The following is a 23,717-nucleotide window of genomic DNA, read 5'->3' as shown; positions in this document are numbered from 1 at the left end:
CATTGCACTCCAGCTAAAGGCCGGCCTTGTGCAGCAGCGCTTGGATCCTCTCCAGGACCACGTCGGCTAGGGGCCGCACGGGCGACGGCCAGATTTCCGCCAGCCGGCCGTCCGGGGTGACCAGGTATTTCTGGAAATTCCACCGGGGCCATCCGGCCTCGCCCACACTGCTGACCGCCCAGTGGAAAAACGGGTGCGCGGCGGGGCCGATCACCGTCTGTTTGCCCGCCAGGGGGAAGTCGACGCCATAGGTGTCGGCGCAGAACCGCGCGATCTCCTCGGCGCTGCCAGGTTCGCGCCCTCCGAAATCATTGGAGGGCACGCCCAGAATCATCAGGCCCCGGCCGCGCAGCAGCGTCCACAGTGTCTGCAGCTCCGCGTATTGCGAGGTGTAGCCGCAGGCGGAGGCGGTGTTCACCACCAGCACCGGCCGGCCCTTGAAGGCCTCCATCCGGAGGGGGGCGCCGCCCGTCAGACTGGGGAAGGCGAAGTTGTGGGCGTTCGGCCGCGCCCGCGGCCTCGTCTGCCCCGGGGTGTCGCCCGGCGGGTATGCCTGCGCGGCTGGCATGCCACCGGCTACAGGTGGGGTCGGATGAGCCAGTTGGGGATGGGTCTGGAACTTCATCGCCGCCTCAACCGTACCGCTGCTCGGTCCAGGGGTCACCCTCGTTATGGTAACCGCGCACTTCCCAGAACCCCGGTGTGTCATCGTTGATGAACTGGATGCGGCGGATCCATTTCGCCGATTTCCAGAAATAGGCCTTGGGCACCACCAGGCGCACGGGTCCGCCGTGCTCCCGTGTCAGGGGCTGGCCCTCCCAGCGGGTGGCCAGCAGCACGTCGGCGTCGTCGAACGCCGCCAGGCGGAGGTTGGTGGTATAGCCGTCATGGCTGTGCAGCAGCACATGCGCCGCGTCAGGCTGGGGCTGGGCCAGGGTCACCAAGTGCCGCGCGGAAACCCCCTGCCAGTGGTTGTCATAGCGCGACCATGAGGTGACGCAGTGGATGTCGGAGGTGTCGTTGACCACCGGCTGGGCCTGGAAGTCCGCCCAGCTCCAGGTGAAGGGCCGGTCAACCAGCCCCTCCACCGTCAGGGTCCAGGTGTTGGTGTCCACCTCGGGCTGGATGCCCAGGTCCAGCACCGGCCAACTGGTCACCAGGCGTTGACCCGGGGGCAGGCGGGGCCGCTCGGCCCCCGGCGCCGCGCCGGTCAACAGCCGGCCTTCCCGCGCCCAGGCCCGTTTGGTTTCGATCAACTTGCTTTCCGGTGGCCCGCCCTGGGGCGAGGCGGCCTCCGCCATCATGTCATCAGGGCTGTCCTTGGCCATGGACCGGGTCACTCATCAGGCTGAATCAGGCGGCGGATGCCCGCGGGGCGGCGCCCCCGGGCGGATCAGTCTGGCGAATACCCGGCCGCTCCCGCGTGTCTTCCGCGAATTCACCGGGAATAAGGATAGTGCGGCCTAACCCGCCTGCCTACGTCCGAGCGAACGTTTTCGGGGGAACTGTGCTTAGGGGCCTGTGCTTTACGGCAACGCCGCCTGTACAGACCGTTGGCAGGCCTATCCGTTAAGGCTAACGTTCGCCCGCCTCATATTCCTTAGTCTTGCCTATAGTGGATGGTTGCGGACGATGCGGAAAGCTCTCCTTGCCGTTGTTCTTGCGCTGTTGGCGATCTTGCCGCCGTCGCCTCTCTCCCGGGGGGCGGGGGCGCAGACGTCGGAGGCGCCCGCCGTCAACTCGGCCCCACTGGACCAGGCCGCGCCGGTTGCACCGTCCGATGGCGTCACGTCGGACGCCACATCACCGCATGAGACATCTCCTCAGGCGGAGCCGCCTAAAGAGGCGCCCAGGGAGCATGCGCCGGTTCCCACCCACGTCCCGGCGGGCGTCGTTTCCCCCGCCGCCGCTTCCCAGGCGGCGGCTTTGTTGCAGACCTTGCAGGATCCGCAGCGCCGCGACGCGCTGATCGCGCAATTGAGCCTGCTGGCCGCCGCCAATCCGGCCGCACCGGCCGTGGCGTCGCCATCCACCGCCGTTCCCGTTCCGCTCCCCTCCGGCGCCACCGCCGCGCCGGCCGGTAGCGCCCCGTCCGATTCTACCCCGCCGGCGCAGGAATCCGAGGTGGAGACGTTGGGCACCCGCATGCTGGATGCCCTGTCGGACCGTATCGAGGAATTGAGTGAGGAGATCGCGGCCGCCGGCCAGGCGCTGCTCGACCTGCCGAAGGCGTATCGCTGGCTGGACCGGCAGATATCCGATCCCCACCTGCGCCAGCAGTGGGGCATCCTGATCGGCGAGGTGCTGCTGGTGGTCATCGCGGGCTATGTGGCCCGGCTGGCCACTTTCTGGGCGCTGAGCCGGCCCCGCCACGTCCTGGAACGCCGCCAGTCCAGCAATCTGTGGGTCCGGATGGGCCTGCTGCTGGCCCGCACGCTGCTGGACGCGGTGCCCATGGTGACCTTCGCCGTGGCCGCCTATGGCGTGCAGACCCTGACCCATCCGCCCAAGCCCGCGGCCATGGCGGCGCTGGGCATCATCCTGTCCAGTTTGCTGGTCCAGGGCACGACGCTGGCCGCCCGCTTCCTGCTGTCGCCGGGCGCCCCCTTCCTGCGGCTGCTGCCCGTGGGCGACGAGACGGCGCACTATGTTTACATCTGGGTGCGCCGCATCGCCCTGACGGCGGTGTACGGGTATTTCGTGGCGCAGGTGGCCTATCAGTTGGGCCTGCCCACCCGCCCCTACATGGCGCTGCTGAAGGTGGTGGGCCTGGTCGTCGGCATCATGCTGGTGATCCTGGTGCTGCAGAACCGGCAGAGCGTCGCCGACTGGATCCGGGGGCGCGAGCCCTTGAAACCCGAGGACCTGCACGAGGATGGCGCGCTGGAGGCCCAGCTGGCCGCCGAGATTTCCGGCGACGCCCCCCTGGTCGCGGCCCCGCCGGCCCCCAGCGCCTGGGGTTTGGTCCGCCGTCGCCTGGCGGAAATCTGGCATATCCTGGCCATTGTCTATCTGGTGGCCATCTATGGCATCTGGGCGCTGGAGGTGAAGGGCGGCTTCGGCTTCGTTTCCCGCGCCACGCTGGTCAGCGTCGTCACCATCATCGTCGCCCGCCTGCTGATGGAAGGAGCCGACCGCCTGATCCGGCGCGGTTTCTCCATTCCCGACGATCTGAAGCGCCAATATCCCCTGCTGGAATCCCGCGCCAACCGCTACCTGCCCATCCTGCACCGGGGGGCCAAGGTCGTGGTGTGGATCGTGGCGGTCCTGACCCTGCTGCAGGCCTGGGGCGTGGACAGCTTCGGCTGGCTCAGCACCCCCTTCGGCCAGCGGGTCAGCGCCTCCCTATTGACCATCGTGCTCATGGTGGTGTTCGCCCTGATCGTGTGGGAATTGGTCAGCGGCGCCATTGAGCGCTACCTCAACACCACCGACCGGCATGGCCGTCTGGTGGAGCGCAGTCCCCGCATCCGCACCCTGCTGCCCCTGGTGCGCAATGTCGTGCTGGTCATGCTGCTGGTCATGGTGGGGCTGACCGTGCTGGCGGAGATCGGGGTCAACATCGCCCCGCTGCTGGCCGGTGTCGGTTTCCTCGGTGTTGCCGTCGGCTTCGGCTCCCAATCCCTGGTCAAGGACGTCATCACTGGCCTGTTCATCCTGTTCGAGGACACCATCTCCGTCGGCGATTCCGTGACGCTGGCCGGCTACACCGGGACGGTGGAGGGCCTGACCATCCGCACCATCCGCCTGCGTGACGACAGCGGCGCCGTGCATACGGTGCCGTTCAGCGCCGTCACCGGCATCTCCAACCTGACCAAGGACTACAGCTACTTCACCGCCGACTTCGGCATCGCCTACGCCACCGATCTGGACCGCGCCATGCAGATCATGACCGAGATCGGCGAGGAGTTGCAGAGTGACAGCTTGTTTGGCAGCGGCATCCTGGCGCCCATGGAAATCCTTGGTGTCAGCGAGTTCGCGGAAAAGGCGGTGAAGATCAAGTTCCGCATCAAGACCCGCCCCCGCCGGCAGTACGCCGTGGGCCGCGAGTTCAACCGCCGCCTGAAACTGCGCTTCGATAAGGAGGGCATCCCCTTCCCGGCTTAAGGCTCAGTGGTTCCCGTCCGGCCAAATGTCGTCCGGGTCCGCCGCGTCGATGACGCGCGCGGCGGTGTCGAAGTCGAAGCCGGCGCGGGCCAGGGTGGCCATATCCTTGTCCCGCTTGGCCGCCCGCTCCTCCTCCCCGGCGCGGAAGGGGCCCAGGCGCCGGCGGCGGGCGTAGGCGTGGGCGGCGCGCAGGTCCGTCGCCCCTTCCTCCGCCCCGTCCAGTTCGTCCAGCGCGGCGTCCACCAAGCCGGCGTCGACACCCTTGGCCGCCAGTTTCTGGCGGATGGTGCGGGTGGACCCGCCCCGGCGGTGCAGGCTGGCCACCCGGCCTTCGGCATAGACGCGGTCGTTCAGCAGGCCGCTTTGCTGATAACGGGCGATCAGCGCCTCCACCCATTCCGCCCCTTGCGTGCGGTCCGTGCCGTGGGCGGTGGCCGACATCTCCACCTTGCGCATCAGCACCCGGCGCAGGGACGCGGTGGAGGCGGCGAAGCGTTCCAGATAATGCAGGGCGGCCCGTTCCAGATAGGCGGCGCTCACGCGCTTGGGGCCCCGCCGGGCCGCCGGACGGCCCGTGGAGGGACGGGTGGGGGAGGGACGGTTTGGACGGGGGTCGAAAAGGTCGTCGGTCATGCCGCCATGGTAGCGCCGGAGACGGCACCTTCGCCACGGTATCTGGCGCCCCGTTATCTGGCGCTCCGGTATCCGGCGCCTTCTGTGACGCCGCTCATATTGCCGGGGCGGGGTTGCGGCGTTAAGGTCGGGCCCAGCCTCGCCGGGGGCGTCAACCCCGGGGCCTTCGCGACGGGCACCCTCATTCCATGACCATGCTGCAGCATTCCCCACCCTCTGGCACGTCCCTGGTTGGTGTTCCCGCGCCGGCGCCCCGGGCGCTGGGCGCCATCAACTGGGTTGGGTTCGCCACCCTGACCAAGCGGGAAATCCGCCGCTTCCTGAAGGTCTGGGTGCAGACCATCGCCGCGCCGGTCGTGACCACCCTGCTGTTCTACGCCGTGTTCGCGCTGGCCCTGGGCGGCGTGGTGCGCATGGTGGGCGACGTTCCCTTCCTGCGCTTCCTGGGCCCCGGCCTGATCATGATGGGCATGGCGCAGAACGCCTTCGCCAACAGCTCATCCTCCGTGCTGGTGTCCAAGGTGCAGGGCAACATCGTCGATGTGCTGATGCCGCCGCTGTCCCCGTTGGAATTCGTCTCCGCCTTCGTCACCGGCGGCGTCGTGCGCGGGCTCATGGTGGGGCTGGTGACCTGGATCGTCATCGAGATGGTGGTGCCGCTGGGCATACATGCCCCGTTCTATGTGCTGTTCCACGCCGTCATGGCCTCCATGCTGCTGTCCCTGCTGGGGCTCATCGGCGGCATCTGGGCGGACAAGTTCGATCACATGGCGGCCGTCACCAATTTCGTGATCACGCCCCTGTCCTTCCTGTCCGGCACCTTCTACACGCTGGACAGCGCGCCGCCCTTCTTCCACACGCTGGCGCACGTGAACCCCTTCTTCTATTTCATCGACGGTTTCCGCTACGGCTTCATCGGCCATACCGACGGCACCTTGGGCACCGGCGTCGCGGTCATGCTGGGCACCAACCTGGTCCTGTGGCTGGTGGTCTTGCGCATGGTTTCCACCGGCTATAAGCTGAAGGCCTGACGCCATGGACATGCCGGCCGCCGGGAACGCCACCGACATGCCGCCGCCGGCCGGGGCCTACCGTCCCCACCGGCAACGCCATCATGGCCGCTTCAACACCCTGGGTTTCCTCACCCTGCTGGGGCGGGAGGTGAAGCGCCTGCGCAAGCTGGCCATGCTGTTCCTGGTGGCGCCCTGCCTGTCCGCCGCGCTTTATTTCACCGTCTTCGAATTTGGCTTGGGCGACAGGCGCGGCACGCCGGAGGGCGACGCCATCCTGGCCTTTCTGGTGCCGGGTCTGGTCGCCCTCTCCCTGCTGACCCAGTCCGTGCAGATCCCCTCCTTCTCCATCCTCTACGCCAAGCTGGAGGGCGCCATCCTGGACCAGTTGATGGCGCCGGTGGGGGCGGCGGAGATGCTGGCCGCCTACGTCCTGTCGGCCATGGCGGCGGGGGTCGCCAGCGGTGCTACCGTCTGGATCGGCTTCCTGATCTTCTGGCAGGCGCCCATGGCCGATCCGGCCCTGGTGCTGCTGTTCGTCGTCCTGGGTTCCTCCATGATGGCCACCTTCGGCGTCCTGACCGGGCTGATCAGCATGAAATGGGACCACCTCTCGGCGGCCATGACCTTCGTCTTTACCCCGCTGATCTTCCTGTCCGGCTTGTTCGCCCCCGTCACCAGCATGCCGGCGGTCCTGCGCGCCATCGTCCAGGCCAATCCCATTTATTACGCCATCGAGGGTGTGCGCATCGGCTTCCTGGGCCAGGGCCAGGATCAGGCCGCCCTCGCCGCCCTGGTGCTGGTGGGGGTGAACGGGGCGCTGTTGGCCATCGCCGCCACCCTGCTGCACCACGGCTACCGCCTGCGTAACTGAGCCCGTTGATTTTTCTCGCTTTCGCGAACGTGGTGCCCCGCCAGCCATGTGCGGGCGGCACGAGTGTACTGGCTGGCCTGCTGGCGGAGGGTTTGCAACCGGAGGCCGGCTTGCCTAGAGTGCCGCGCCATGGGACAGCGGACTTTGGACATAGACCTCGCCGGGGGTGACTGGCAGTGGATGGCCGTGCATGGCGGGGCCGTGCGCATTTGCCTGCCCGCGACCTGGACGCGCATCTATCGCGATGACGGCGGCCTGGCCCTGCAATCACCAGCGATCTGGTCGTCCACCGCGGGGCATCCCATCGGCGGCCATCCGCTGGACCTGCTGGTATCGGTCACGACCTACGCCAATGACTATGGCGTGGATGCCGAAGACGCGTTGCAGTACCTGGACCGCGATCACCTGCTGCCCCCCGGCGTGACCGCCATGGCCTCCGGCGAGCGCCGGTGGATCGCCTATTGCGCCGCCCTGCCGGTCGCCCCGGCCCCGGAAGGGGACGGTGCGCCCCCCGCTGCCGGTGGACGCGTCGCCGAGGCGCAGATCTTCGTCTGGAAGATGGCGGACTTCCGGCCGCCGGACCGGGTGCGCGTCGCCACCCTACAACTGTATGTGCCGGGTGAGGAGTTTTGGGTCCCCGGTCTGGGCGGCCTGCTGGACCGCTTGGGCGATGAGATCGGCCGCATGGAATTCGGTCCCGCCGACCAGGGCCCCGTCAGCGCCGTGACCATGCGCAACATCGTGCATGCCGACATCCTGCGCTTCCGCCTGCCCTGGGACTGGCGCAGCAGCGATGAGGATGAGGACGACCTGGGCGGTCCGCAGACCAGCCAGTTCCGCCGTCCCGACGATGCCGAGGCGGATGAGATCCTGCGGGTGGTGGTCCACGACTATCCCCCGCCCGACGACATGGAACCGGAACTGGCTCTGGAATCGGCGCTGGCGGCGGGCCTGGACTGGGAAGCGGTCACCCTTGGGGAGGGCGAGTCCCTGCCCCCGCCGTCCTGCTCCAGCGTATCGCGGCGCAGTTCGCCGATGGGCCGGATGGCCAGGTGGGCCTGGGCAGCGTCGATACCCTGGCCGACGACGAGGTTCTGGCCCGCTTCACCCATACGGCGGTGGAGGATGGGCGGCGCCGGCGCTGTCACCTGTGGCTGCGCGGGGCCGTGGTCGGGGGGCGCGCCACCCTGGCCGTCTTCTCTTATGGCGTGCCCGAGGGGCTGCAGGGGTCGCCCCTGGCGGTCGATGCCGTCGCCATGCTGGAACGGGAAATCCGCCGTGCCCAGATCGGCGGCTACGAGTCCCTGCCCGTTGGCGATGGCCCCGGCAACGGTGATGACGGCCTGCTGCCGGGCGTCGCCCCGTCATGGCCCGCTGGCGGCTGGGATGCCGGCAACTGGGATGAGGACGACGCGGGCTTAGAGGATGATGACGATTTCGACGAGGACGGCGTCATCGACTCGGATGAAGAGGATGGTAGCCATCCCCGCCGCAAGGGCGACGATCCGGCCAAGAACTGAGCCGTCGCGGGCCTGACAGGGCCCGCCTTCCCGCCGCGGTGCCCCGCCAGGATCATGCCCGACGCGGCCATGGGGCACACACCTAAGCGTGCCGCACCTGACAAAATGAACCAAAAGGGCAACGGTCAAGTCGACCGCCACCCAGGTTCACTCAGCCTCTGACAAATCTGCCCCTGGGTCACCTGCCTGGCGCCTATCGGACGGGGCCTTGCCCATCCGCAGGGCGTGGGCAGGCGGTCAGCAGCGCCCCTGCGGCGTGCGGTCCAGCAGCGATTGTAGGCCCACGACGCGGCTGTCGGCGGCCTTGGCGGCGTCCTCCGCGGCCAAGGAGGCGAGGCCCAGCAGGTGGACCAATTCCCCCATGTTATTGCGGCGGGCGTCCAGCGCCAGATTGTCCAGGCAATGCTTGATGGCGATGGCGGTAGTGCGGCGCGTGTCGGTCATGACTTTGTGCCCCAAGAGTGCGGGCGACCCCTCGCCCGGGGGCCCGGCGGCCCCTGAAGTAATTAAAGCACAGATCTGGCGCTTCAAGTCAACAGGAAGAATAAAAACTCAACCAGTGATACGCCATGTCGCGTCTGGCGGTGGTTGCCTGGTTGTGGTCGGCAATAAGTTATAAATTTGCAGCAATAACGGGCCGTAAATCGGCTCGTTAACTCTGTGTTAATTCCGCAGGAGTGGTATTTGGCCGATATTCACACGACATTCACTTGGGGCGCCTGAATTCTGACAAATTGTAACTTGATGCATCAAATCGCGGGTAGCGGGTTCTCAACCTTGGCGGCGCAATAAGTGGTGCCACTGCGGCAACACCACCCCTATGGCTGGCCTGCGGGAGCCCGGCATGGGACCGGTAACGCTTCCGCGCTATGAAATAAGGGGCGTGCGTTGACGGCGGCCCCATGCGTTTTCCGGGGGCGGAGCGCCGCAAAGCCGGTTGCAGCCGGGGCCGGCCCTGCCTATATCTGCGTTGCGATGCGGTCGCTCCCGCTTTCAGGATTGGGAGGGCCGTGCCATGGCAGGCGCCTCAGGGTGCTGGGCCATGATCGTGTTGAACGTGTCCCGTTTTAACAGGGGGAGCGCCCCGGTGCCGGAAGGGCCGCCGCGCGTCTGCCACATCGGAAGGGTTTGAGCTATGAGCAAAGTCATCGGTATCGATCTCGGCACCACCAACTCCTGCGTGGCCGTCATGGAAGGCACGTCGGCCAAGGTGATCGAGAACGTCGAGGGCGCGCGCACCACGCCGTCCATGGTCGCCTTCACCCAGGGCGGGGAACGCCTGGTCGGCCAGCCGGCGAAGCGCCAGGCGGTGACCAACCCCGAGAACACCCTGTTCGCGATCAAGCGCCTGATCGGCCGCCGCTACGACGACCCGCTGACCCAGAAGGACAAGGGCCTGGTGCCCTACAAGATCATTTCGGGCGACAACGGTGACGCCTGGGTCGAATCCCACGGCGACAAGTACAGCCCCAGCCAGGTGTCCGCCTTTATTCTGCAGAAGATGAAGGAAACGGCCGAGAACTACCTCGGCGAAAAGGTGACCCAGGCCGTCATCACCGTGCCCGCCTACTTCAACGACAGCCAGCGCCAGGCGACCAAGGACGCCGGCCGCATCGCCGGTCTTGAAGTGCTGCGCATCATCAACGAGCCGACGGCCGCGGCCCTGGCCTACGGCATGGAGAAGAAGGGTTCCGGCATCGTCGCGGTCTACGACCTCGGTGGCGGCACCTTCGACGTCTCCGTCCTCGAAATCGGCGATGGCGTGTTCGAGGTGAAGTCCACCAACGGCGACACCTTCCTGGGTGGCGAGGACTTCGACAGCCGCATCATCGACTACCTGGCCGACGAGTTTAAGAAGGAGAACGGCATCGATCTCCGCAAGGACCGGCTGGCCCTGCAGCGCCTGAAGGAAGCCGCCGAGAAGGCCAAGATCGAGCTGTCGTCCGCCATGCAGACGGAAGTCAACCTGCCGTTCATCACCGCGGACCAGACCGGTCCGAAGCACCTGAACGTCAAGCTGACCCGCGCCAAGCTGGAAGCCCTGGTCGAGGATCTGGTGGCCCGCACGGTCGAGCCCTGCAAGGCCGCCCTGAAGGACGCCGGCCTGAAGGCCAGCGAGATCGACGAGGTGATCCTGGTCGGCGGCATGACCCGCATGCCCAAGATCATCGAGACGGTGAAGCAGTTCTTCGGCCGTGAGCCGCACCGCGGCGTGAACCCGGACGAGGTGGTGGCCGTCGGCGCCGCCATCCAGGGTGCCGTGCTGAAGGGTGAGGTGAAGGACGTCCTGCTGCTGGACGTGACCCCGCTGTCCCTGGGCATCGAAACCCTGGGCGGCGTGTTCACCCGCCTGATCGACCGCAACACCACGATCCCGACGAAGAAGAGCCAGACCTTCTCCACCGCCGAGGACAACCAGACGGCCGTCACCATCCGCGTCTTCCAGGGTGAGCGCGAGATGGCGGCGGACAACAAGATGCTGGGCCAGTTCGACCTGGTCGGCATCCCGTCGGCCCCGCGTGGCGTGCCGCAGATCGAGGTCACCTTTGACATCGACGCCAACGGCATCGTCAACGTCCAGGCCAAGGACAAGGCCACCGGCAAGGAGCAGGTGATCCGCATCCAGGCCTCCGGCGGCCTGTCGGACGCCGACATCCAGCGCATGGTCAAGGAAGCCGAAAGCCACGCCGCCGACGACAAGAAGCGTAAGGAGCTGGTGGAAGCCCGCAACCAGGCCGATGGCCTGATGCACTCCACCGAGCGGACGCTGAAGGAGAACGCGGAAAAGCTGCCGGCCGCCGAGAAGGCCGCCGCCGAGAAGGCCATCGCCGAGCTGAAGACCGCGCTGGAAGGCGAGGATGCGGCCGACATCAAGGCCAAGACCGAAGCCCTGGCCCAGGTTTCCATGAAGCTGGGTGAAGAGCTGTACAAGGCCGGCCAGGACACCGGCGCCGCCGGTGGCGAGGACCATGGCGCCGCCCATGGCGAAGGCTCGGAAAAGGTCGTCGACGCCGACTTCGAGGAAGTCGACGAAGACAAGAAGAAGTCCGCCTAAGTCTTTCTTAAGATGATCCGGGCAATGATCCACTAGGTATCGGGCCCGCCCGCCGGTGAAAGCCGGGGGGCGGGCCTGTGCCCCATCAGGGGCCTGGCCCACGCGGGCCTTGGACTCTCATGGGGGCTAGGCAGGACCCGGGTTCTGGACACTCCCTGAAAGGGCTTAGGGCCGAACATGGCGAAGCAGGATTATTACGAACTTCTCGGCGTGGCGAAGAACGCCTCGGCCGACGATCTGAAAAAAGCGTACCGCAAGCTGGCCATGCAGTATCACCCCGACCGCAATCAGGGTGACAAGGCGGCTGAGCAGAAATTCAAGGAAGTCAGCGAAGCCTACGAAGTCCTGAAGGACGAGCAGAAGCGCGCGGCCTACGACCGCTTCGGCCATGCCGCCTTCGAGAATGGCGGCGGCCGTCCCGGCGGTGGACCTGGCGGCTTTGATTTCGGCAGCGGCTTCGCCGACATCTTCGAGGAGATGTTCGGCGACTTCATGGGTGGCCGGCGCGGGGGCGGGCAGGGGCCCGGCCGCGGCAGCGACCTGCGCTACAACCTGGAAATCTCGCTGGAGGACGCCTTCAAGGGCAGTTCCACCACGGTGCGCGTGCCGACCTCGGTCGCGTGCGAGGTCTGCAACGGCACCGGCGCCGAGTCGGGCACGCAGCCCGTTACCTGCCCCACCTGCAACGGGGCGGGCAAGGTGCGGGCGCAGCAGGGCTTCTTCACCATCGAACGCACCTGCCCGGCCTGCTCCGGCGCTGGTCGGGTGATCAAGGATCCCTGCCGCAACTGCGGCGGCCACGGCCGCGTGCGCAAGGAAAAGACCCTGCAGGTCAACATCCCGGCCGGTGTCGAGGATGGTACCCGCATCCGCCTCTCGGGCGAGGGGGAGGCCGGGGCCCGCGGGGCACCCCCGGGCGACCTTTACATCTTCCTGGCCATCGCCCCGCACGCGCTGTTCATGCGGGACGGCGCCAACATCCAGTGCCGGGTGCCCATCCCCATGACCACGGCGGCCCTGGGCGGCACGGTCGAGGTGCCGACCATCGACGGCAGCCGCGCCCGCGTCTCCATCCCGCCGGGTACGCAGAGCGGACACCAGTTCCGCCTGAAGGGCAAGGGCATGAGCGTGCTGCGCAGCACCCAGCGCGGTGACATGTACGTGACCGCCCTGGTCGAGACCCCCGTCAACCTGACCAAGCGTCAGCTGGAACTGCTGCGCGAGTTCGAGAAGGCTGGGGAAGAGAAGGGCGGCACCCACCCCGAATCGGAAGGCTTCTTCGCCAAGGTGAAGGAGCTGTGGGCCGACCTGAAGGAATAAGGGGTGTTGAATCACGCCGGCGCGTCGCCCCTGCCTAGGTCCTTGGGGGGACGCGCCGGCGTTTTCTTTTGGGGAAGATCATGAAGCGTCTGTGCGTTTTCTGCGGCTCCAGCCCCGGCTTTGATCCGCAGTACCTGGAGGCCGCGCGCGGCCTGGGGCGGGCGCTTGCCGCCGCCGGCATCGGGCTGGTCTACGGCGGCGCCTCCGTCGGCCTCATGGGCGCCGTGGCCGATGCCGTGATGGCGGTGGGCGGCCAGGTCATCGGCGTCATCCCGGAATCGCTGAAAAAGAAGGAAATCGCCCACGCCGGCCTGACCGACCTGCGCGTCGTCGCCTCGATGCACGAGCGCAAGGCGTTGATGGCGGAGCTGTCGGACGGTTTCATCGCCCTTCCCGGCGGCATCGGCACCTTCGAGGAATTGTTCGAGGTCTGGACCTGGGCCCAGTTGGGCCATCACCAGAAGCCCTGCGCCATCTATAACGTCGCCGGCTTCTATGACGGCCTGAGCGCTTTCCTGGACAGCGTGGTGGCCGCCGGCTTCATGAAGCAGAACCACCGCGACATGCTGGTGACGGCTGACACGGCGGAGGCGCTGCTGGACAGGCTGAGGGCCTATCAGCCGCCGGCCGTGACCAAATGGATCAAGGCGGACGAGCGCTGACAGGACACGGGGGAAAGAATAAAGGCCGCCGGGAGATGATCCCGGTGGCCTTTTCCTTACCCGTGATTCAGGGCCCGTGATTCAGGCGGCGATGAGGTCATCGGCGGGGCCGAAGAACTCATAATGCAGGCGATCCGCCGCCACGCCCGCCAGGACCAGGCCGCGGAGGTAGGTACGCAGGAAGGGCTTGGGCCCGCACAGGTAGATGTCGGCCTGGTGCAGCGGCGTGTTCTCCCGCAGCCAATCGATGCTGATGAACCCCTCCCCATCATGGGTGATGCCCAGCCGGTCCTGCGGGCGCGGATCGCTGTAGAAAGTGGCGACCTTGATGGTGGGATGCTGGGTGGCGAGGGCCCGGACATGGGCGTCCATGGCATGGGTGGTGCCGTTCAGCGCGCCGTGGATGTAGTGCGTCTCCAACCCTGGGTGCCGGGCCGCGATCTCCTCCACCATGCTGACCATGGGGGTCAGGCCCACCCCGCCTGACAGCAGGATGACCGGACGCGTCGGCGTCTCGGCCAGGAAGAAGTCGCCGGCCGGCGGCGTGGCCTCGATCACGTCGCCCACCTGGACATGGTCGTGCAGGTGACGCGAGCCGCCGTTGCCGTTGGCCTCCCGCTTCACCGAGATGCGGTACTGCCCGTCTTGCGGGGCGCAGGAGATGGAGTAGTTGCGCTTCACCTCGGTGCCATCCGCCAGAGGGAAGCGGAAGGTCAGGTACTGGCCCGCCTTGTGCCGCGGGACGGCGCCACCGTCCGCCGGGCGCAGGATGAAGGAGGTGATGACCCCGCTTTCGCGCACCTTGTCGGCCACGGTGAAGCGGCGCCAGCCGGTCCAGCCCCCCTTCTGCGCCGCCACTTCCTCGCGCAGCACGGCCTCGCGGGCCTTCAGCACCTCCGCCAGGAACCAGTAGGCTTCTCCCCAGGCGTTCAGCACGGCATCGCTGGCGGCGCCGCCCAGCACCTCCTTGATGGCGCCCAGCAGGGCGGTCGCCACAAAGGGATAGTGCTCCGGCAGGATGTGATAGCCGACGTGCTTGTGGGCGATGCGCTCCACCACCGGGACCAGGGCGCCCAAATTTTCGATATTGCGGGCATAGGCCAGGATGGCGCCAGCCAGGGCGTGCACCTGGGCGCCGTCCTTGCCCTGGTTGGCATGGTTGAACAGGGCGCGGATATCCGCGTCCTGGAACAGGCGGCGGTACATGGCCTGGGTGATGGCGGGGCCGTGTTCGGCCAGCAGCGGCACCGTGGCCTTGACCAGCGCGACGGTTTCGGGGCTCAGCGGCGTCGGCATTTCACGCTCCTGTGGTGGGGACATAACATTCATTTTCAATGAATGTATTTGTGCTCAGCCAAATGCCGTATGTCAAATACATCTTTTTGAGGGCGCATCGACGCTTCGGGATAGGCAACGCGCCCATGAAAAAAGGCCGCCGGGAGCCCCTCGGCGGCCTTGTTCGCGTCTGTCCCGTCCGTGTCCGCCGTGACGACGGTTAAAGCGGTGTCACCAGCCGGCCCAGCGGGCGGCCGCCCAGGATGTGGACATGGTAATGCGGCACTTCCTGGTGGCTGTCGGGCCCGTGGTTGGAGATCAGGCGATAGCCAGAGCCCTCCACGCCCGCTTCCGCCGCGATACGGCTGACGGCGCGCGTGAAGGCGGCGATCTCGGCATCGCTGGCCTTGGACCCGAAGTCGGCGGCGCTGACGTAAGAGCCCTTGGGGATCACCAGGATATGGGTGGGGGCCTGGGGGTGGATGTCATGGAAGGCCAGGACGTGGTCGTCCTCGTAGGCCTTCTTGCAGGGGATCTCGCCGCGCAGGATGCGGGCGAAGATGTTGTTGGTGTCGTAGGACATTTTTGGCTTCTCCCTCAAGCGCCGGGCGGCCACGTCCGTGGCCTTGGCTATCCTCGCTCCGCCCCTTTACGCTGACTGGGCGGTGCTCACTGCGGGGCTGGCGGTCGCCAGCCCGCTATAGCTCAGTTTTATGGCGCGTCAGCCCTTGCGGCTCTTCTTTTCCTCGATGCCGCTGATGCCCTGGCGGGCCGCCAGGACGGCATAGATATCATCCGGCGTCAGGCCGGCGTCGGCCCACAGCACCAGCAGATGATACAGCAGGTCGGCGGATTCGGACGCCAGTTTGTCGCGGTCGCCACGCATGGCCTCGATCACCGCCTCCACCGCCTCTTCACCCACCTTCTGGGCGATCTTGGCCGTGCCGCGGCTGAACAGCCGGGCGGTGTGCGATGTCTCGGGATCGGCGCCCTTGCGCGCCAGGATGGTGGCGTACAGGTCCTTCAGCGGATCGCCTTTGCTCTTTCCGGCCATGGTTCAGATCCCGCGCATGGGAATGCCGGCGGCGGCCATGTGGGCCTTGGCCTGGGCTATGGAATAGGTGCCGAAGTGGAAGATGCTGGCGGCCAGCACGGCCGAGGCGTGGCCCTGGGTGACGCCCTCCACCAGGTGGTCCAGGGTGCCGACCCCGCCGGAGGCGATCACCGGCACCGGCACGGCGTCGGCCACCGCGCGGGTCAGCTCCAGGTCGAACCCGCTCTTGGTGCCGTCGCGGTCCATGGAGGTCAGCAGGATTTCGCCGGCGCCGTATTCCGCCATACGGCAGGCCCATTCCACCGCGTCCAGCCCCGTTTCCTTGCGGCCGCCGTGGGTGTACACGCCCCAACGCCCATCTGGGCCGCGCTTGGCGTCGATGGCCACCACCACGCACTGGGCGCCGAACTTCTGCGCCGCCTCGCGCACGAATTCCGGCCGGCTGACGGCGGCGCTGTTGATGGAGACCTTGTCGGCGCCGGCCAGCAGCAGCTTGCGGATGTCCTCCACCGCGCGCACCCCGCCCCCCACCGTCAGGGGCATGAACACCTGCTCCGCCGTGCGGCGCACGACGTCGAAGATGGTGTCGCGGCCCTCATGGCTGGCGGTGATGTCCAGGAAGGTCAACTCGTCCGCCCCGGCGGCGTCATACAGACGCGCCTGTTCCACCGGGTCGCCGGCATCCACCAGATCGACGAAGTTGACGCCCTTGACCACGCGCCCGTCCTTCACGTCCAGGCAGGGGATGATGCGGCGTTTCAGCATCACACCATCTCCTTAGGGCGGTTCAGCAGGGCCAGCGCCGCCACCGGGTCGATGCGGCCGTCATACAGGGCCCGGCCGCAGATGACGCCGGTGATGCCCGTGTCCTCCTGCCGCTTCAGCGCCGTCAGGTCGGCGATGCTGGACACCCCGCCCGAGGCGATGACCGGCGTGGTGAGGTGGGAGGCCAGGTCCGCCGTCGCCTCCACGTTCACCCCACCCAGGGCGCCGTCGCGGTCGATGTCGGTGTAGATGATGGCGGCCACGCCGGCATCCTCGAACTTCAGGGCCAGGTCCAGGGCGGTGATGTCCGAAGCCTCGGCCCAGCCCTCCACCGCCACCCGGCCGTCGCGGGCGTCGATGCCCACGGCCACGCGGCCGGGGAACAGGCGGCAGGCCTGCTTCACCAGCTCGGGATCGCGCACGGCGATGGTGCCGAGGATCACCCGCTCCACCCCGCGCTTCAGCCAGTCCTCGATGGTGGCGAGATCGCGGATGCCGCCGCCCAGCTGCACCGGCAGCTTCACCCGGTCCAGGATGGCGGCCACGGCGTCGCCGTTGACCGGCCGTCCGGCGAAGGCGCCGTTCAGGTCGACCAGATGCAGCCATTCGAAGCCCTGCGCCGCGAACCGCGCCGCCTGGTCGGCCGGGTCGGTGTTGAACACCGTCGCCTGGTCCATGTCGCCGCGCACCAGGCGCACGCAGGCGCCGTCCTTAAGGTCGATGGCCGGATAAATGATCATGGTTCGCCCTAGTCCCGCTTGATGTCTGGTGGCCGGTCTTCCTGCCGGCTGGGTTCAGTCAGATCTTTGTAAAAGAACAGGCCCGGGATATCCCGGCCGTCCACCCGCGCATAATGGGGATGGCTGCCCCATTCGATGTAGCCCAGCGCGCGATAGAGCGCGATGGCCGCCCCTTGGGTGGCACGCACGTCCAGGTTCAGGATGCGGAAGCCGGCCGCGCGCGCCTCCGCCTCCACCGCCAGGGTCAGCGCGCGCGCCAGGCCATGGCCGCGCGCCCAGGGGGCGACGAAGCTGGTGGTCAGGTTGCAGGCGAAGCTCTGCGCCTCGTTATTACGGGTGGGGCGCACCAACTGGGCGGAGCCGGCGATGGCGCCATCCAGCCGGCCCACCACCAGCGTGCGCTCCGGCACCGCCATCACGCCCTTCCAATAACGCTCCATGGCCTCGCGGGCCGGTGGAGTCACCCAGCCGAAACCGCCGCCATCGCGGATGGCCAGGTCGGCGGCATCGCACAAATCGTCCATGTCGCCGGGGCGCAGGCGCTCCACGACCTCCACGGAGATCTGGGTGCCGGGGACGGCCGGTTGGTGAGCACCGGTCATGGTAACCTCGAGACGGGGGATGGGGCACGACCAGGGGCGGCCGCATCCCATAGCTGGGGGGCCGGGGTCAGGGTGTCCAGCCCAGGAAATTGGCGATCAGCCGCAGGCCGGTGGCCTGGCTTTTCTCCGGATGGAACTGGGTGCCCGCCAGGTTGTCGCGGCCGACCAGGGCGGGCACGACCCCCGCGTAATCGGCGTGCGCCTTCAGCAGCGTGGGGTCGCCCACCTTGAGGCCGTAGGAATGAACGAAATAGACATGCGCGCCCGGGGCGATGCCGTCCAGCAGCGGGTGCTCCGGCTGGTCCAGCACCAGCTCGTTCCACCCCATGTGCGGAATCTTCAGCGTGGGATCGGCCGGGGCCAATCGTTCCACCACCGCATCGATCCAGCCCAGGCCAGGATGCACGCCGTGTTCCCGGCCCTCGCGCGCCATCAGCTGCATGCCGACGCAGATACCCAGGAAGGGCTGGCCGCGATGGATCACGGCTTCTTCCAGCGCGTCGCGCAGCCCGTCCACGGCCAACAGCCCGCCCATGCAATCGGCGAAGGCGCCCACGCCGGGCAGGATGATGCGGTCGGCCTTGGCGATGGCGTCCGGGTCGGCGGTGACGCTGACCGTCAGGCCATGATGGCCCGCCTCATGCCCCGCCCGTTCCACCGCCTTGGCGGCGGAACGCAGGTTGCCGGAACCGTAGTCGATGAGCGCCACGGAGGCGGGAGAGGTCGCGGTCATGGGAGGCGAACCCTGTGACTGGAAGGAAGTATCAGAGCGAGCCGCCCAGCACACCCTTGGTGGAGGGCACGGCGTCGGCCTTGCGCGGGTCGATCTCGATGGCGGCACGCAGCGCGCGGGCCAGGGCCTTGTAACAACTCTCCACGATGTGGTGGTTGTTCTCCCCGTACAGGTTTTCCATGTGCAGGGTGGCGCCGGCGGCGAAGGCGAAGGCCTGGAACCATTCCTTGAACAGTTCCGTGTCCATCTCGCCCAGCTTGTCGCGGGTGAACTGGACCTTCCAGATCAGGTAGGGCCGGTTGGACAGGTCGATGGCCGCGCGGGTCAGCGTCTCATCCATGGGGATGTAGGCGTGACCATAGCGGTTGATGCCGCGCCGGTCGCCCAACGCCTTGGCCACAGCCTCGCCGATGGCGATGCCGGTGTCCTCGGTCGTATGGTGGAAATCGATGTGCAGGTCGCCCACCGCGCGCACCGTCAGGTCGATGAGCGAATGGCGCGACAGCTGCTCCAGCATATGGTCAAGAAAGCCGATGCCGGTCGACACGTCGTAGCGCCCGGTACCGTCGAGATCCACGGTCACGCTGATCTGCGTTTCCTTGGTCTTGCGCTCCACAGTGCTGCTGCGGGCGCCTACTGGTTCGTTCCTGTCCATAAGCACTACTTAGCAGCAAGGCTGTTACCGTGAAAGGGGCGGAGCATAGACTCTGGCGCATGGCTTGACCCGCATCATCGCCATCCCACATACCGTGGGCCCTTATCCGATTTCCCGTTTTCCAACCGGAACCGCTTCCCATGTCCGACTATGGCAAGACCCACGATCCCATCCAGTGGCACGGCACCACCATCCTTTCCGTCCGCAAGAACGGACAGGTGGTGGTGGCCGGCGACGGCCAGGTGTCGGTGGGCAACACGGTGATGAAGTCCAACGCCCGCAAGGTGCGGCCGCTGGCCGGCGGGTCCGTCATGGCCGGTTTCGCCGGCGCCACGGCCGACGCCATGACCCTGTTCGAGCGGCTGGAGGCCAAGCTGGAACAGTATCCGGGCCAGCTGACCCGCGCCGCCGTGGAGCTGGCCAAGGACTGGCGCACCGACCGCTACCTGCGCCGGCTGGAGGCGATGATGGCGGTGGCCGATAGACAAGCCAGCCTGATCCTGACCGGCAATGGCGACGTGCTGGAGCCGGAGGACGGCATCATCGGCATCGGCTCCGGCGGCCCCTACGCCCTGGCCGCCGCCCGGGCCCTGATCGACCAGCCCGACCTGGATGCGGAGGCCATCGCCCGCAAGGCGCTGGGCATCGCCGCCGACATCTGCGTCTACACCAACCGCAACATCACCCTGGAAAAGATGTGAGCCCGGCGATGACCTCGTTCTCCCCCCGCGAAATCGTCTCGGAACTGGATCGCTATATCGTCGGCCAGAAGGATGCGAAGCGCGCCGTGGCCATCGCGCTCCGCAACCGCTGGCGCCGCCAGCAATTGCCGGAAGGCCTTAAGGAGGAGGTTCTGCCCAAGAACATCCTCATGATCGGGCCCACCGGCGTGGGCAAGACCGAGATCGCCCGCCGTTTGGCCAAATTGGCCCAGGCCCCCTTCCTGAAGGTGGAGGCGACCAAGTTCACCGAGGTGGGCTATGTCGGCCGCGATGTCGAACAGATCGTCCGCGACCTGGTGGAGATCGCCATCACCCTGACGCGCCAGCGCCTGCGCAAGGAGGTGGCGGCAAAGGCCGAACTGCGCGCCGAGGAACGGGTGCTGGACGCCCTGGTGGGCGAGGGGGCCTCGGCCGAAACCCGGCAGAAGTTCCGCAAGATGCTGCGCGAGGGCCAGCTGAACGACAAGGAGATCGAAATCCAGGTGCAGGACAACGCCGCGTCCGCCCCGGCCTTCGACATCCCCGGCATGCCCGGCGGCAGCATGAGCATGATCAATCTGGGCGACATCTTCGGCAAGGCCTTCGCCGGCCGCACCAAGGCCCGCCGCATGACGGTGGCCGAAAGTCACACGGTGCTGATGGCCGAGGAGTCCGACAAGCTGCTGGACAACGAGACGGTGGTGGCCGAGGCCATCCACGCCGTGGAGCAGAACGGCATCGTCTTCCTGGATGAGATCGACAAGATCACCGCCCGCTCCGAAAACCGGGGCGGCGGCGATGTCAGCCGCGAGGGCGTGCAGCGCGACCTGCTGCCCCTCATCGAGGGTACGACGGTCAACACCAAGCATGGCGCGGTGAAGACCGATCACATCCTGTTCATCGCCTCCGGCGCCTTCCATGTGGCCAAGCCGTCCGACCTGCTGCCCGAGCTGCAGGGCCGCCTGCCCATCCGCGTGGAATTGAAGCCGCTGACGGAGGAGGACTTCCGCCGCATCCTGACGGAGCCGGAGGCCAGCCTGATCAAGCAGTACGTGGCCCTGCTGAAGACCGAGGACGTGGCCCTCAGCTTCACCGACGACGCCATCGACGAACTGGCGCGCCTGGCGGTGCAGATCAACAGCACGGTGGAGAACATCGGCGCCCGCCGCCTGCACACCGTGCTGGAACGCCTGCTGGAGGAGATCAGCTTCACCGCCGCCGATCAGGCCGGCAGCAGTGTGGCCATCGACGCCGCCTATGTGCGGGAGAAGGTGTCGGACCTGGCCAAGGACGCCGACCTCAGCAAGTTCATCCTGTAACGCCGTCGACCCTTGGGCCGACAGAGTGAAGGGCGGGGCCGCAGGGTCCCGCCCTTTTTTCGTGAGCGTTTTTTGGGGCGCCGCGCGCCGCCCGTCACGTCCGCCCAAGCCGGGACAGGGACGCCGGGTTCAGACAACGGTGTCTTGGCTTTTTAATCCGTTAATGGATTATTTGACTTAAATTTCATTTGCGATTGAAGTGTGTGATCTATGACACAGAGACTCTGTTTAATGAAAATATAGACTATTTATACCTTAAGGGGGGTTTGATAGGCCCCACGGGTAACTTTATTGTTCCCGCACAGGATCAACCCAGGGACATGACATCCGGGGGCAAGATGAACAGCGATGCAGGAGAGACGGTGGCGGACCTGCCACTGGTTCGAGTGAGACCAACGGTGGACAAGAGCGCCGGACGCTGGCTTTTGCTGGCCGTCACCGCCGTGGGCATGATCCTGCTGGCGGCGTGGTCGTCATCGGGCGAGTCGAATGCCGCTCCGGCCAAGGTACCGGCCCAATTGTCGGGGGCTCCGGCCGAACAATAACCTGGCTTGATCAGGTTTCGTTGTTCGCCGGGCGGCCTTTGGGCCGCCCTTTTTATTTGCCGAATCGCTGAGTTTCGCTTGCAGGGTACGCTTCCGCCGCCGCCCCAGCGGTAGTTCAGGGGGCGGCGGGCTGGCGGCGGGCGGTGTCAGGCATGTCCCAGCACGGCATCCGCCGCAGGAACCTTGGCAGGGGCCGCCTTGACGGCGGGCTTGGTGGTCTTTTGGGCCACGCTGCGCATCAGTTTCAGCACATCGTCGCGGTAAACGCCGTCGCGCTCCATCATCAGGCGGACCACCGGGTCCTCCAGCATGTCGGTCAGGCGGGGTTCGTGGTGCACCATCATCATGTTTCACCCTCCCTTCTGGGGCCCGTCTCGGGCATCGTCCCAAGCCTGCGTCAGAAGCCTGCGTCAGGCCCGGGGTTCCAAGGCCCACCCCCCTTTTCCACCAGGGGGCCAGGCCGGCCATCCGCCGCCATGGGTCAAGCATGACCATGGCAGACGGCTATGACAGGGGCATGTCGGGTTTGTGGATGCCAATGTCAGCAGCCATCGGGCATACCCTTGCCGTATAGCCGGTTGTACGGTGCCCGGGCCTGGGAATTGTCGCGTTTCCGGCGGGGTAGGGCGCCCTGCCGCAGGAGGGGCCTGAAAGCGGAGGCCGCTCAAGCCCTTATACCAAGTAGCGATGATCCTGACCTATGGTCAGGTCCATCGCCCTCAATCGCCGGCGCCGCCATCCGGCGGCTTGGCTTCCGCGCCCGGAACGGAAAACGGCGGGCCTGGGGGCCCGCCGTCGATCAAGGATGCGTCCTTCCGCCACCCTGATTGGGTGCTGGAGCCATCGATCAGATGTCCTCTTCCCCGTCGGCCAGGTGGCCGGCCCCCAGCAGGCCCTCCCACTTGGCGATGACGGCGGCGGCCACGGATACGCCCACCACGTTGGTGGCGCTGCGGCCCATGTCCAGCAGGTGGTCGACGGCCAGCACCAACACCATGCCCTCCAACGGGATGTGGAAGAAGGGCAGGGCCGCGGCGATGACCACCAGCGAGGCGCGCGGCACGCCGGCGATGCCCTTGCTGGTCAGCAGCAACAGGCCCAGCATCTCCACCTGCTGGCCGATGCTGATGTGGATGCCATAGGCCTGGGCGATGAACATGGTGGCGAAGGTGCAGTAGATCATCGAGCCGTCGAGGTTGAACGAGTACCCCAACGGCAGGACGAAGCTGACTATCTTGCGGGCCGCCCCAAAAGCCTGCAGCCGTTCCAGGGTGCGGGGATAGGCCGCTTCGGAACTGGCGGTGGAGAAGGCCAGCAGCACCGGCTGACGGATGGCGCTGACCAGTTCGCGCACGCGGCCGCCAATGAAGGGCACGGCAGCAAGCAGCAGCACCCCCCACAGCAACGCCATGGCCAGGTAGAAACCGCCCACGAACTTCACGTAGCTGCCCAGAACCTGCAGCCCCTGCGTCGTCACCGTGGCGGCCAGGGCCGCGAAAATGGCGATGGGCGCGAACATCATGACGTAGCTGGTGATCTTCAGCATGACGGTGGCGATCTGTTCCACCAGGTGCACCACCACCGGCACCTTGTCCTTCACCGAGGCGATGGCGATGCCGGCGAAGATGGAGAAGACGACGATCTGCAGGATCTCGTTGTTGGCCATGGCCTCGATCACCGAGCGGGGCACGGTGTGCTCGATGAAGTTTTTCAGGGTGAAGACGGCGGCGTCCGGCGCCTTGCCCCCTGTGGTCGGGTCGGGCAGAGCCATGCCCACGCCCGGCTCCAGGATCTGCACCATGACCAGGCCCAGCACCAGCGAGACGATGCCGGCCAACAGGAACCAGCCCAGCGTCTTCACGCCCACGCGGCCGATGGCGGCCACATCCTCCATATGCGCGATGCCGACCACCAGGGTGGAGAACACCAGGGGGGCGATGATCATCTTGATCAGCCGCAGGAAGATGTCCGTCAGGATGGACAGCGTGCCGGCCAGCGAGGCCCCATCGGCCGCCGGCAGGCTGTGCCCGACGGCACCCACCGCGATGCCGGCGACCATCGCGCCCAGGACGAACAGCGTGAAGCGCTTTTGCTGCATTGAAACCTATCCCCCGATGGCCGGCGCCCAGCCCCACCGATCCGGCGGG

Annotated in this window: 24 protein-coding genes; 10 read left to right on the top strand and 14 right to left on the bottom strand. The window is 67.0% G+C overall.

The annotated features are described in order from the left end of the window. Positions 1–13 precede the first annotated feature (13 nt). Complete coding sequence (locus tag UCD39_RS19550; protein WP_330497493.1) at positions 14–625, bottom strand: glutathione peroxidase; 612 nt, start codon at positions 623–625, stop codon at positions 14–16. 7 nt (positions 626–632) lie between these two features. Continuing rightward, a complete protein-coding gene (locus UCD39_RS19545) occupies positions 633–1,328 on the bottom strand; it encodes a sulfite oxidase-like oxidoreductase (RefSeq protein ID WP_442943678.1) in 696 nt (231 codons plus the stop codon). A gap of 349 nt (positions 1,329–1,677) precedes the next feature. Here UCD39_RS19545 and UCD39_RS19540 point away from each other — a divergent pair, with 349 nt between their 5' ends. Continuing rightward, positions 1,678–4,107 carry a mechanosensitive ion channel domain-containing protein gene (locus UCD39_RS19540; protein WP_330497492.1) on the top strand — a complete coding sequence of 810 codons (2,430 nt, stop codon included), beginning with the start codon at positions 1,678–1,680 and terminating at the stop codon, positions 4,105–4,107. Between the two features lie 3 nt (positions 4,108–4,110). On the opposite strand, the gene UCD39_RS19535 is transcribed toward UCD39_RS19540, so the two are convergent. After that, complete coding sequence (locus UCD39_RS19535) at positions 4,111–4,740, bottom strand: regulatory protein RecX (RefSeq protein ID WP_330497491.1); 630 nt, start codon at positions 4,738–4,740, stop codon at positions 4,111–4,113. A 194-nt stretch (positions 4,741–4,934) separates the two neighbouring features. Here UCD39_RS19535 and UCD39_RS19530 point away from each other — a divergent pair, with 194 nt between their 5' ends. From UCD39_RS19530 to UCD39_RS19520, 3 genes are all read left to right on the top strand, one after another. After that, the gene (locus tag UCD39_RS19530; RefSeq protein ID WP_330498489.1) at positions 4,935–5,771 is read left to right on the top strand and encodes an ABC transporter permease; all 837 of its coding nucleotides are present in this window, start codon (positions 4,935–4,937) and stop codon (positions 5,769–5,771) included. 4 nt (positions 5,772–5,775) lie between these two features. Continuing rightward, positions 5,776–6,624: an ABC transporter permease gene (locus UCD39_RS19525; RefSeq protein ID WP_330497490.1), complete on the top strand. Its 849-nt coding sequence runs from the start codon at positions 5,776–5,778 to the stop codon at positions 6,622–6,624. A gap of 129 nt (positions 6,625–6,753) precedes the next feature. After that, a complete protein-coding gene (locus UCD39_RS19520; RefSeq protein WP_330497489.1) occupies positions 6,754–8,046 on the top strand; it encodes a hypothetical protein in 1,293 nt (430 codons plus the stop codon). A gap of 335 nt (positions 8,047–8,381) precedes the next feature. On the opposite strand, the gene UCD39_RS19515 is transcribed toward UCD39_RS19520, so the two are convergent. Further along, positions 8,382–8,588 carry a hypothetical protein gene (locus UCD39_RS19515; RefSeq protein ID WP_145733171.1) on the bottom strand — a complete coding sequence of 69 codons (207 nt, stop codon included), beginning with the start codon at positions 8,586–8,588 and terminating at the stop codon, positions 8,382–8,384. A gap of 691 nt (positions 8,589–9,279) precedes the next feature. Here UCD39_RS19515 and dnaK point away from each other — a divergent pair. From dnaK to UCD39_RS19500, 3 genes are all read left to right on the top strand, one after another. After that, complete coding sequence (dnaK, locus tag UCD39_RS19510) at positions 9,280–11,199, top strand: molecular chaperone DnaK (RefSeq protein ID WP_145733169.1); 1,920 nt, start codon at positions 9,280–9,282, stop codon at positions 11,197–11,199. A gap of 177 nt (positions 11,200–11,376) precedes the next feature. After that, a complete protein-coding gene (gene dnaJ / locus UCD39_RS19505) occupies positions 11,377–12,519 on the top strand; it encodes a molecular chaperone DnaJ (protein WP_145733167.1) in 1,143 nt (380 codons plus the stop codon). Positions 12,520–12,599: 80 nt separating this feature from the next. Next, positions 12,600–13,181 carry an LOG family protein gene (locus UCD39_RS19500; RefSeq protein WP_330497488.1) on the top strand — a complete coding sequence of 194 codons (582 nt, stop codon included), beginning with the start codon at positions 12,600–12,602 and terminating at the stop codon, positions 13,179–13,181. An 81-nt stretch (positions 13,182–13,262) separates the two neighbouring features. Here UCD39_RS19500 and hmpA read toward each other — a convergent pair whose 3' ends face one another. From hmpA to hisB, 8 genes are all read right to left on the bottom strand, one after another. Continuing rightward, positions 13,263–14,477, bottom strand: a complete 1,215-nt coding sequence (gene hmpA / locus UCD39_RS19495) for an NO-inducible flavohemoprotein (RefSeq protein WP_330497487.1) — start codon at positions 14,475–14,477, stop codon at positions 13,263–13,265. 199 nt (positions 14,478–14,676) lie between these two features. Next, on the bottom strand, positions 14,677–15,039 hold the full coding sequence (locus tag UCD39_RS19490) for a histidine triad nucleotide-binding protein (protein ID WP_330497486.1): 363 nt from the start codon (positions 15,037–15,039) through the stop codon (positions 14,677–14,679). Between the two features lie 138 nt (positions 15,040–15,177). Continuing rightward, positions 15,178–15,510: a phosphoribosyl-ATP diphosphatase gene (locus UCD39_RS19485; RefSeq protein WP_330497485.1), complete on the bottom strand. Its 333-nt coding sequence runs from the start codon at positions 15,508–15,510 to the stop codon at positions 15,178–15,180. Between the two features lie 3 nt (positions 15,511–15,513). Beyond that, a complete protein-coding gene (hisF, locus tag UCD39_RS19480) occupies positions 15,514–16,275 on the bottom strand; it encodes an imidazole glycerol phosphate synthase subunit HisF (protein ID WP_330497484.1) in 762 nt (253 codons plus the stop codon). Continuing rightward, entirely contained in the window at positions 16,275–17,015 is a 741-nt protein-coding gene (gene hisA, locus UCD39_RS19475; RefSeq protein WP_322482348.1) for a 1-(5-phosphoribosyl)-5-[(5-phosphoribosylamino)methylideneamino]imidazole-4-carboxamide isomerase, read from the bottom strand. Before hisA ends, hisF begins: the two co-directional genes overlap by 1 nt. A gap of 8 nt (positions 17,016–17,023) precedes the next feature. Continuing rightward, positions 17,024–17,617: a GNAT family N-acetyltransferase gene (locus UCD39_RS19470; protein WP_330497483.1), complete on the bottom strand. Its 594-nt coding sequence runs from the start codon at positions 17,615–17,617 to the stop codon at positions 17,024–17,026. 67 nt (positions 17,618–17,684) lie between these two features. After that, positions 17,685–18,350 carry an imidazole glycerol phosphate synthase subunit HisH gene (gene hisH, locus UCD39_RS19465; protein ID WP_330497482.1) on the bottom strand — a complete coding sequence of 222 codons (666 nt, stop codon included), beginning with the start codon at positions 18,348–18,350 and terminating at the stop codon, positions 17,685–17,687. 31 nt (positions 18,351–18,381) lie between these two features. Further along, positions 18,382–19,005 (bottom strand): imidazoleglycerol-phosphate dehydratase HisB, encoded by a 624-nt coding sequence (gene hisB, locus UCD39_RS19460; RefSeq protein ID WP_330497481.1) that lies wholly within the window; start codon positions 19,003–19,005, stop codon positions 18,382–18,384. A 140-nt stretch (positions 19,006–19,145) separates the two neighbouring features. On the opposite strand from hisB, the gene hslV reads away from it, so the two are divergent. The 3 genes from hslV to UCD39_RS19445 all read left to right on the top strand — a co-directional run bounded on the left by hslV (position 19,146) and on the right by UCD39_RS19445 (position 21,570). Next, on the top strand, positions 19,146–19,706 hold the full coding sequence (hslV, locus tag UCD39_RS19455) for an ATP-dependent protease subunit HslV (protein WP_145733146.1): 561 nt from the start codon (positions 19,146–19,148) through the stop codon (positions 19,704–19,706). An 8-nt stretch (positions 19,707–19,714) separates the two neighbouring features. Further along, complete coding sequence (gene hslU / locus UCD39_RS19450; RefSeq protein ID WP_330497480.1) at positions 19,715–21,025, top strand: ATP-dependent protease ATPase subunit HslU; 1,311 nt, start codon at positions 19,715–19,717, stop codon at positions 21,023–21,025. Between the two features lie 320 nt (positions 21,026–21,345). Further along, entirely contained in the window at positions 21,346–21,570 is a 225-nt protein-coding gene (locus UCD39_RS19445) for a hypothetical protein (protein WP_330497479.1), read from the top strand. A gap of 146 nt (positions 21,571–21,716) precedes the next feature. On the opposite strand, the gene UCD39_RS19440 is transcribed toward UCD39_RS19445, so the two are convergent. After that, on the bottom strand, positions 21,717–21,917 hold the full coding sequence (locus UCD39_RS19440; protein WP_145733140.1) for a hypothetical protein: 201 nt from the start codon (positions 21,915–21,917) through the stop codon (positions 21,717–21,719). Positions 21,918–22,417: 500 nt separating this feature from the next. Then, positions 22,418–23,668: a dicarboxylate/amino acid:cation symporter gene (locus UCD39_RS19435; protein ID WP_330497478.1), complete on the bottom strand. Its 1,251-nt coding sequence runs from the start codon at positions 23,666–23,668 to the stop codon at positions 22,418–22,420. Positions 23,669–23,717 lie beyond the last annotated feature (49 nt).

Origin of the sequence: Nitrospirillum karajorum (assembly GCF_036348415.1) — a bacterium.
Classification (GTDB): domain Bacteria; phylum Pseudomonadota; class Alphaproteobacteria; order Azospirillales; family Azospirillaceae; genus Nitrospirillum; species Nitrospirillum amazonense_B.
Note: the sequence above shows the minus strand (reverse complement) of the source record. Positions and strands in the feature narration are given on the sequence as shown.

Coding starts and splice junctions, on each gene's coding strand:
- UCD39_RS19550 (WP_330497493.1), bottom strand. CDS start 625: ATGAAGTTCCAGACCCATCCCCAACTGGCTCATCCGACCCCACCTGTA.
- UCD39_RS19545 (WP_442943678.1), bottom strand. CDS start 1,328: ATGGCCAAGGACAGCCCTGATGACATGATGGCGGAGGCCGCCTCGCCC.
- UCD39_RS19535 (WP_330497491.1), bottom strand. CDS start 4,740: ATGACCGACGACCTTTTCGACCCCCGTCCAAACCGTCCCTCCCCCACC.
- UCD39_RS19530 (WP_330498489.1), top strand. CDS start 4,935: ATGCTGCAGCATTCCCCACCCTCTGGCACGTCCCTGGTTGGTGTTCCC.
- UCD39_RS19525 (WP_330497490.1), top strand. CDS start 5,776: ATGGACATGCCGGCCGCCGGGAACGCCACCGACATGCCGCCGCCGGCC.
- UCD39_RS19520 (WP_330497489.1), top strand. CDS start 6,754: ATGGGACAGCGGACTTTGGACATAGACCTCGCCGGGGGTGACTGGCAG.
- UCD39_RS19515 (WP_145733171.1), bottom strand. CDS start 8,588: ATGACCGACACGCGCCGCACTACCGCCATCGCCATCAAGCATTGCCTG.
- dnaK (WP_145733169.1), top strand. CDS start 9,280: ATGAGCAAAGTCATCGGTATCGATCTCGGCACCACCAACTCCTGCGTG.
- dnaJ (WP_145733167.1), top strand. CDS start 11,377: ATGGCGAAGCAGGATTATTACGAACTTCTCGGCGTGGCGAAGAACGCC.
- UCD39_RS19500 (WP_330497488.1), top strand. CDS start 12,600: ATGAAGCGTCTGTGCGTTTTCTGCGGCTCCAGCCCCGGCTTTGATCCG.
- hmpA (WP_330497487.1), bottom strand. CDS start 14,477: ATGCCGACGCCGCTGAGCCCCGAAACCGTCGCGCTGGTCAAGGCCACG.
- UCD39_RS19490 (WP_330497486.1), bottom strand. CDS start 15,039: ATGTCCTACGACACCAACAACATCTTCGCCCGCATCCTGCGCGGCGAG.
- UCD39_RS19485 (WP_330497485.1), bottom strand. CDS start 15,510: ATGGCCGGAAAGAGCAAAGGCGATCCGCTGAAGGACCTGTACGCCACC.
- hisF (WP_330497484.1), bottom strand. CDS start 16,275: ATGCTGAAACGCCGCATCATCCCCTGCCTGGACGTGAAGGACGGGCGC.
- hisA (WP_322482348.1), bottom strand. CDS start 17,015: ATGATCATTTATCCGGCCATCGACCTTAAGGACGGCGCCTGCGTGCGC.
- UCD39_RS19470 (WP_330497483.1), bottom strand. CDS start 17,617: ATGACCGGTGCTCACCAACCGGCCGTCCCCGGCACCCAGATCTCCGTG.
- hisH (WP_330497482.1), bottom strand. CDS start 18,350: ATGACCGCGACCTCTCCCGCCTCCGTGGCGCTCATCGACTACGGTTCC.
- hisB (WP_330497481.1), bottom strand. CDS start 19,005: ATGGACAGGAACGAACCAGTAGGCGCCCGCAGCAGCACTGTGGAGCGC.
- hslV (WP_145733146.1), top strand. CDS start 19,146: ATGTCCGACTATGGCAAGACCCACGATCCCATCCAGTGGCACGGCACC.
- hslU (WP_330497480.1), top strand. CDS start 19,715: ATGACCTCGTTCTCCCCCCGCGAAATCGTCTCGGAACTGGATCGCTAT.
- UCD39_RS19445 (WP_330497479.1), top strand. CDS start 21,346: ATGACATCCGGGGGCAAGATGAACAGCGATGCAGGAGAGACGGTGGCG.
- UCD39_RS19440 (WP_145733140.1), bottom strand. CDS start 21,917: ATGATGATGGTGCACCACGAACCCCGCCTGACCGACATGCTGGAGGAC.
- UCD39_RS19435 (WP_330497478.1), bottom strand. CDS start 23,668: ATGCAGCAAAAGCGCTTCACGCTGTTCGTCCTGGGCGCGATGGTCGCC.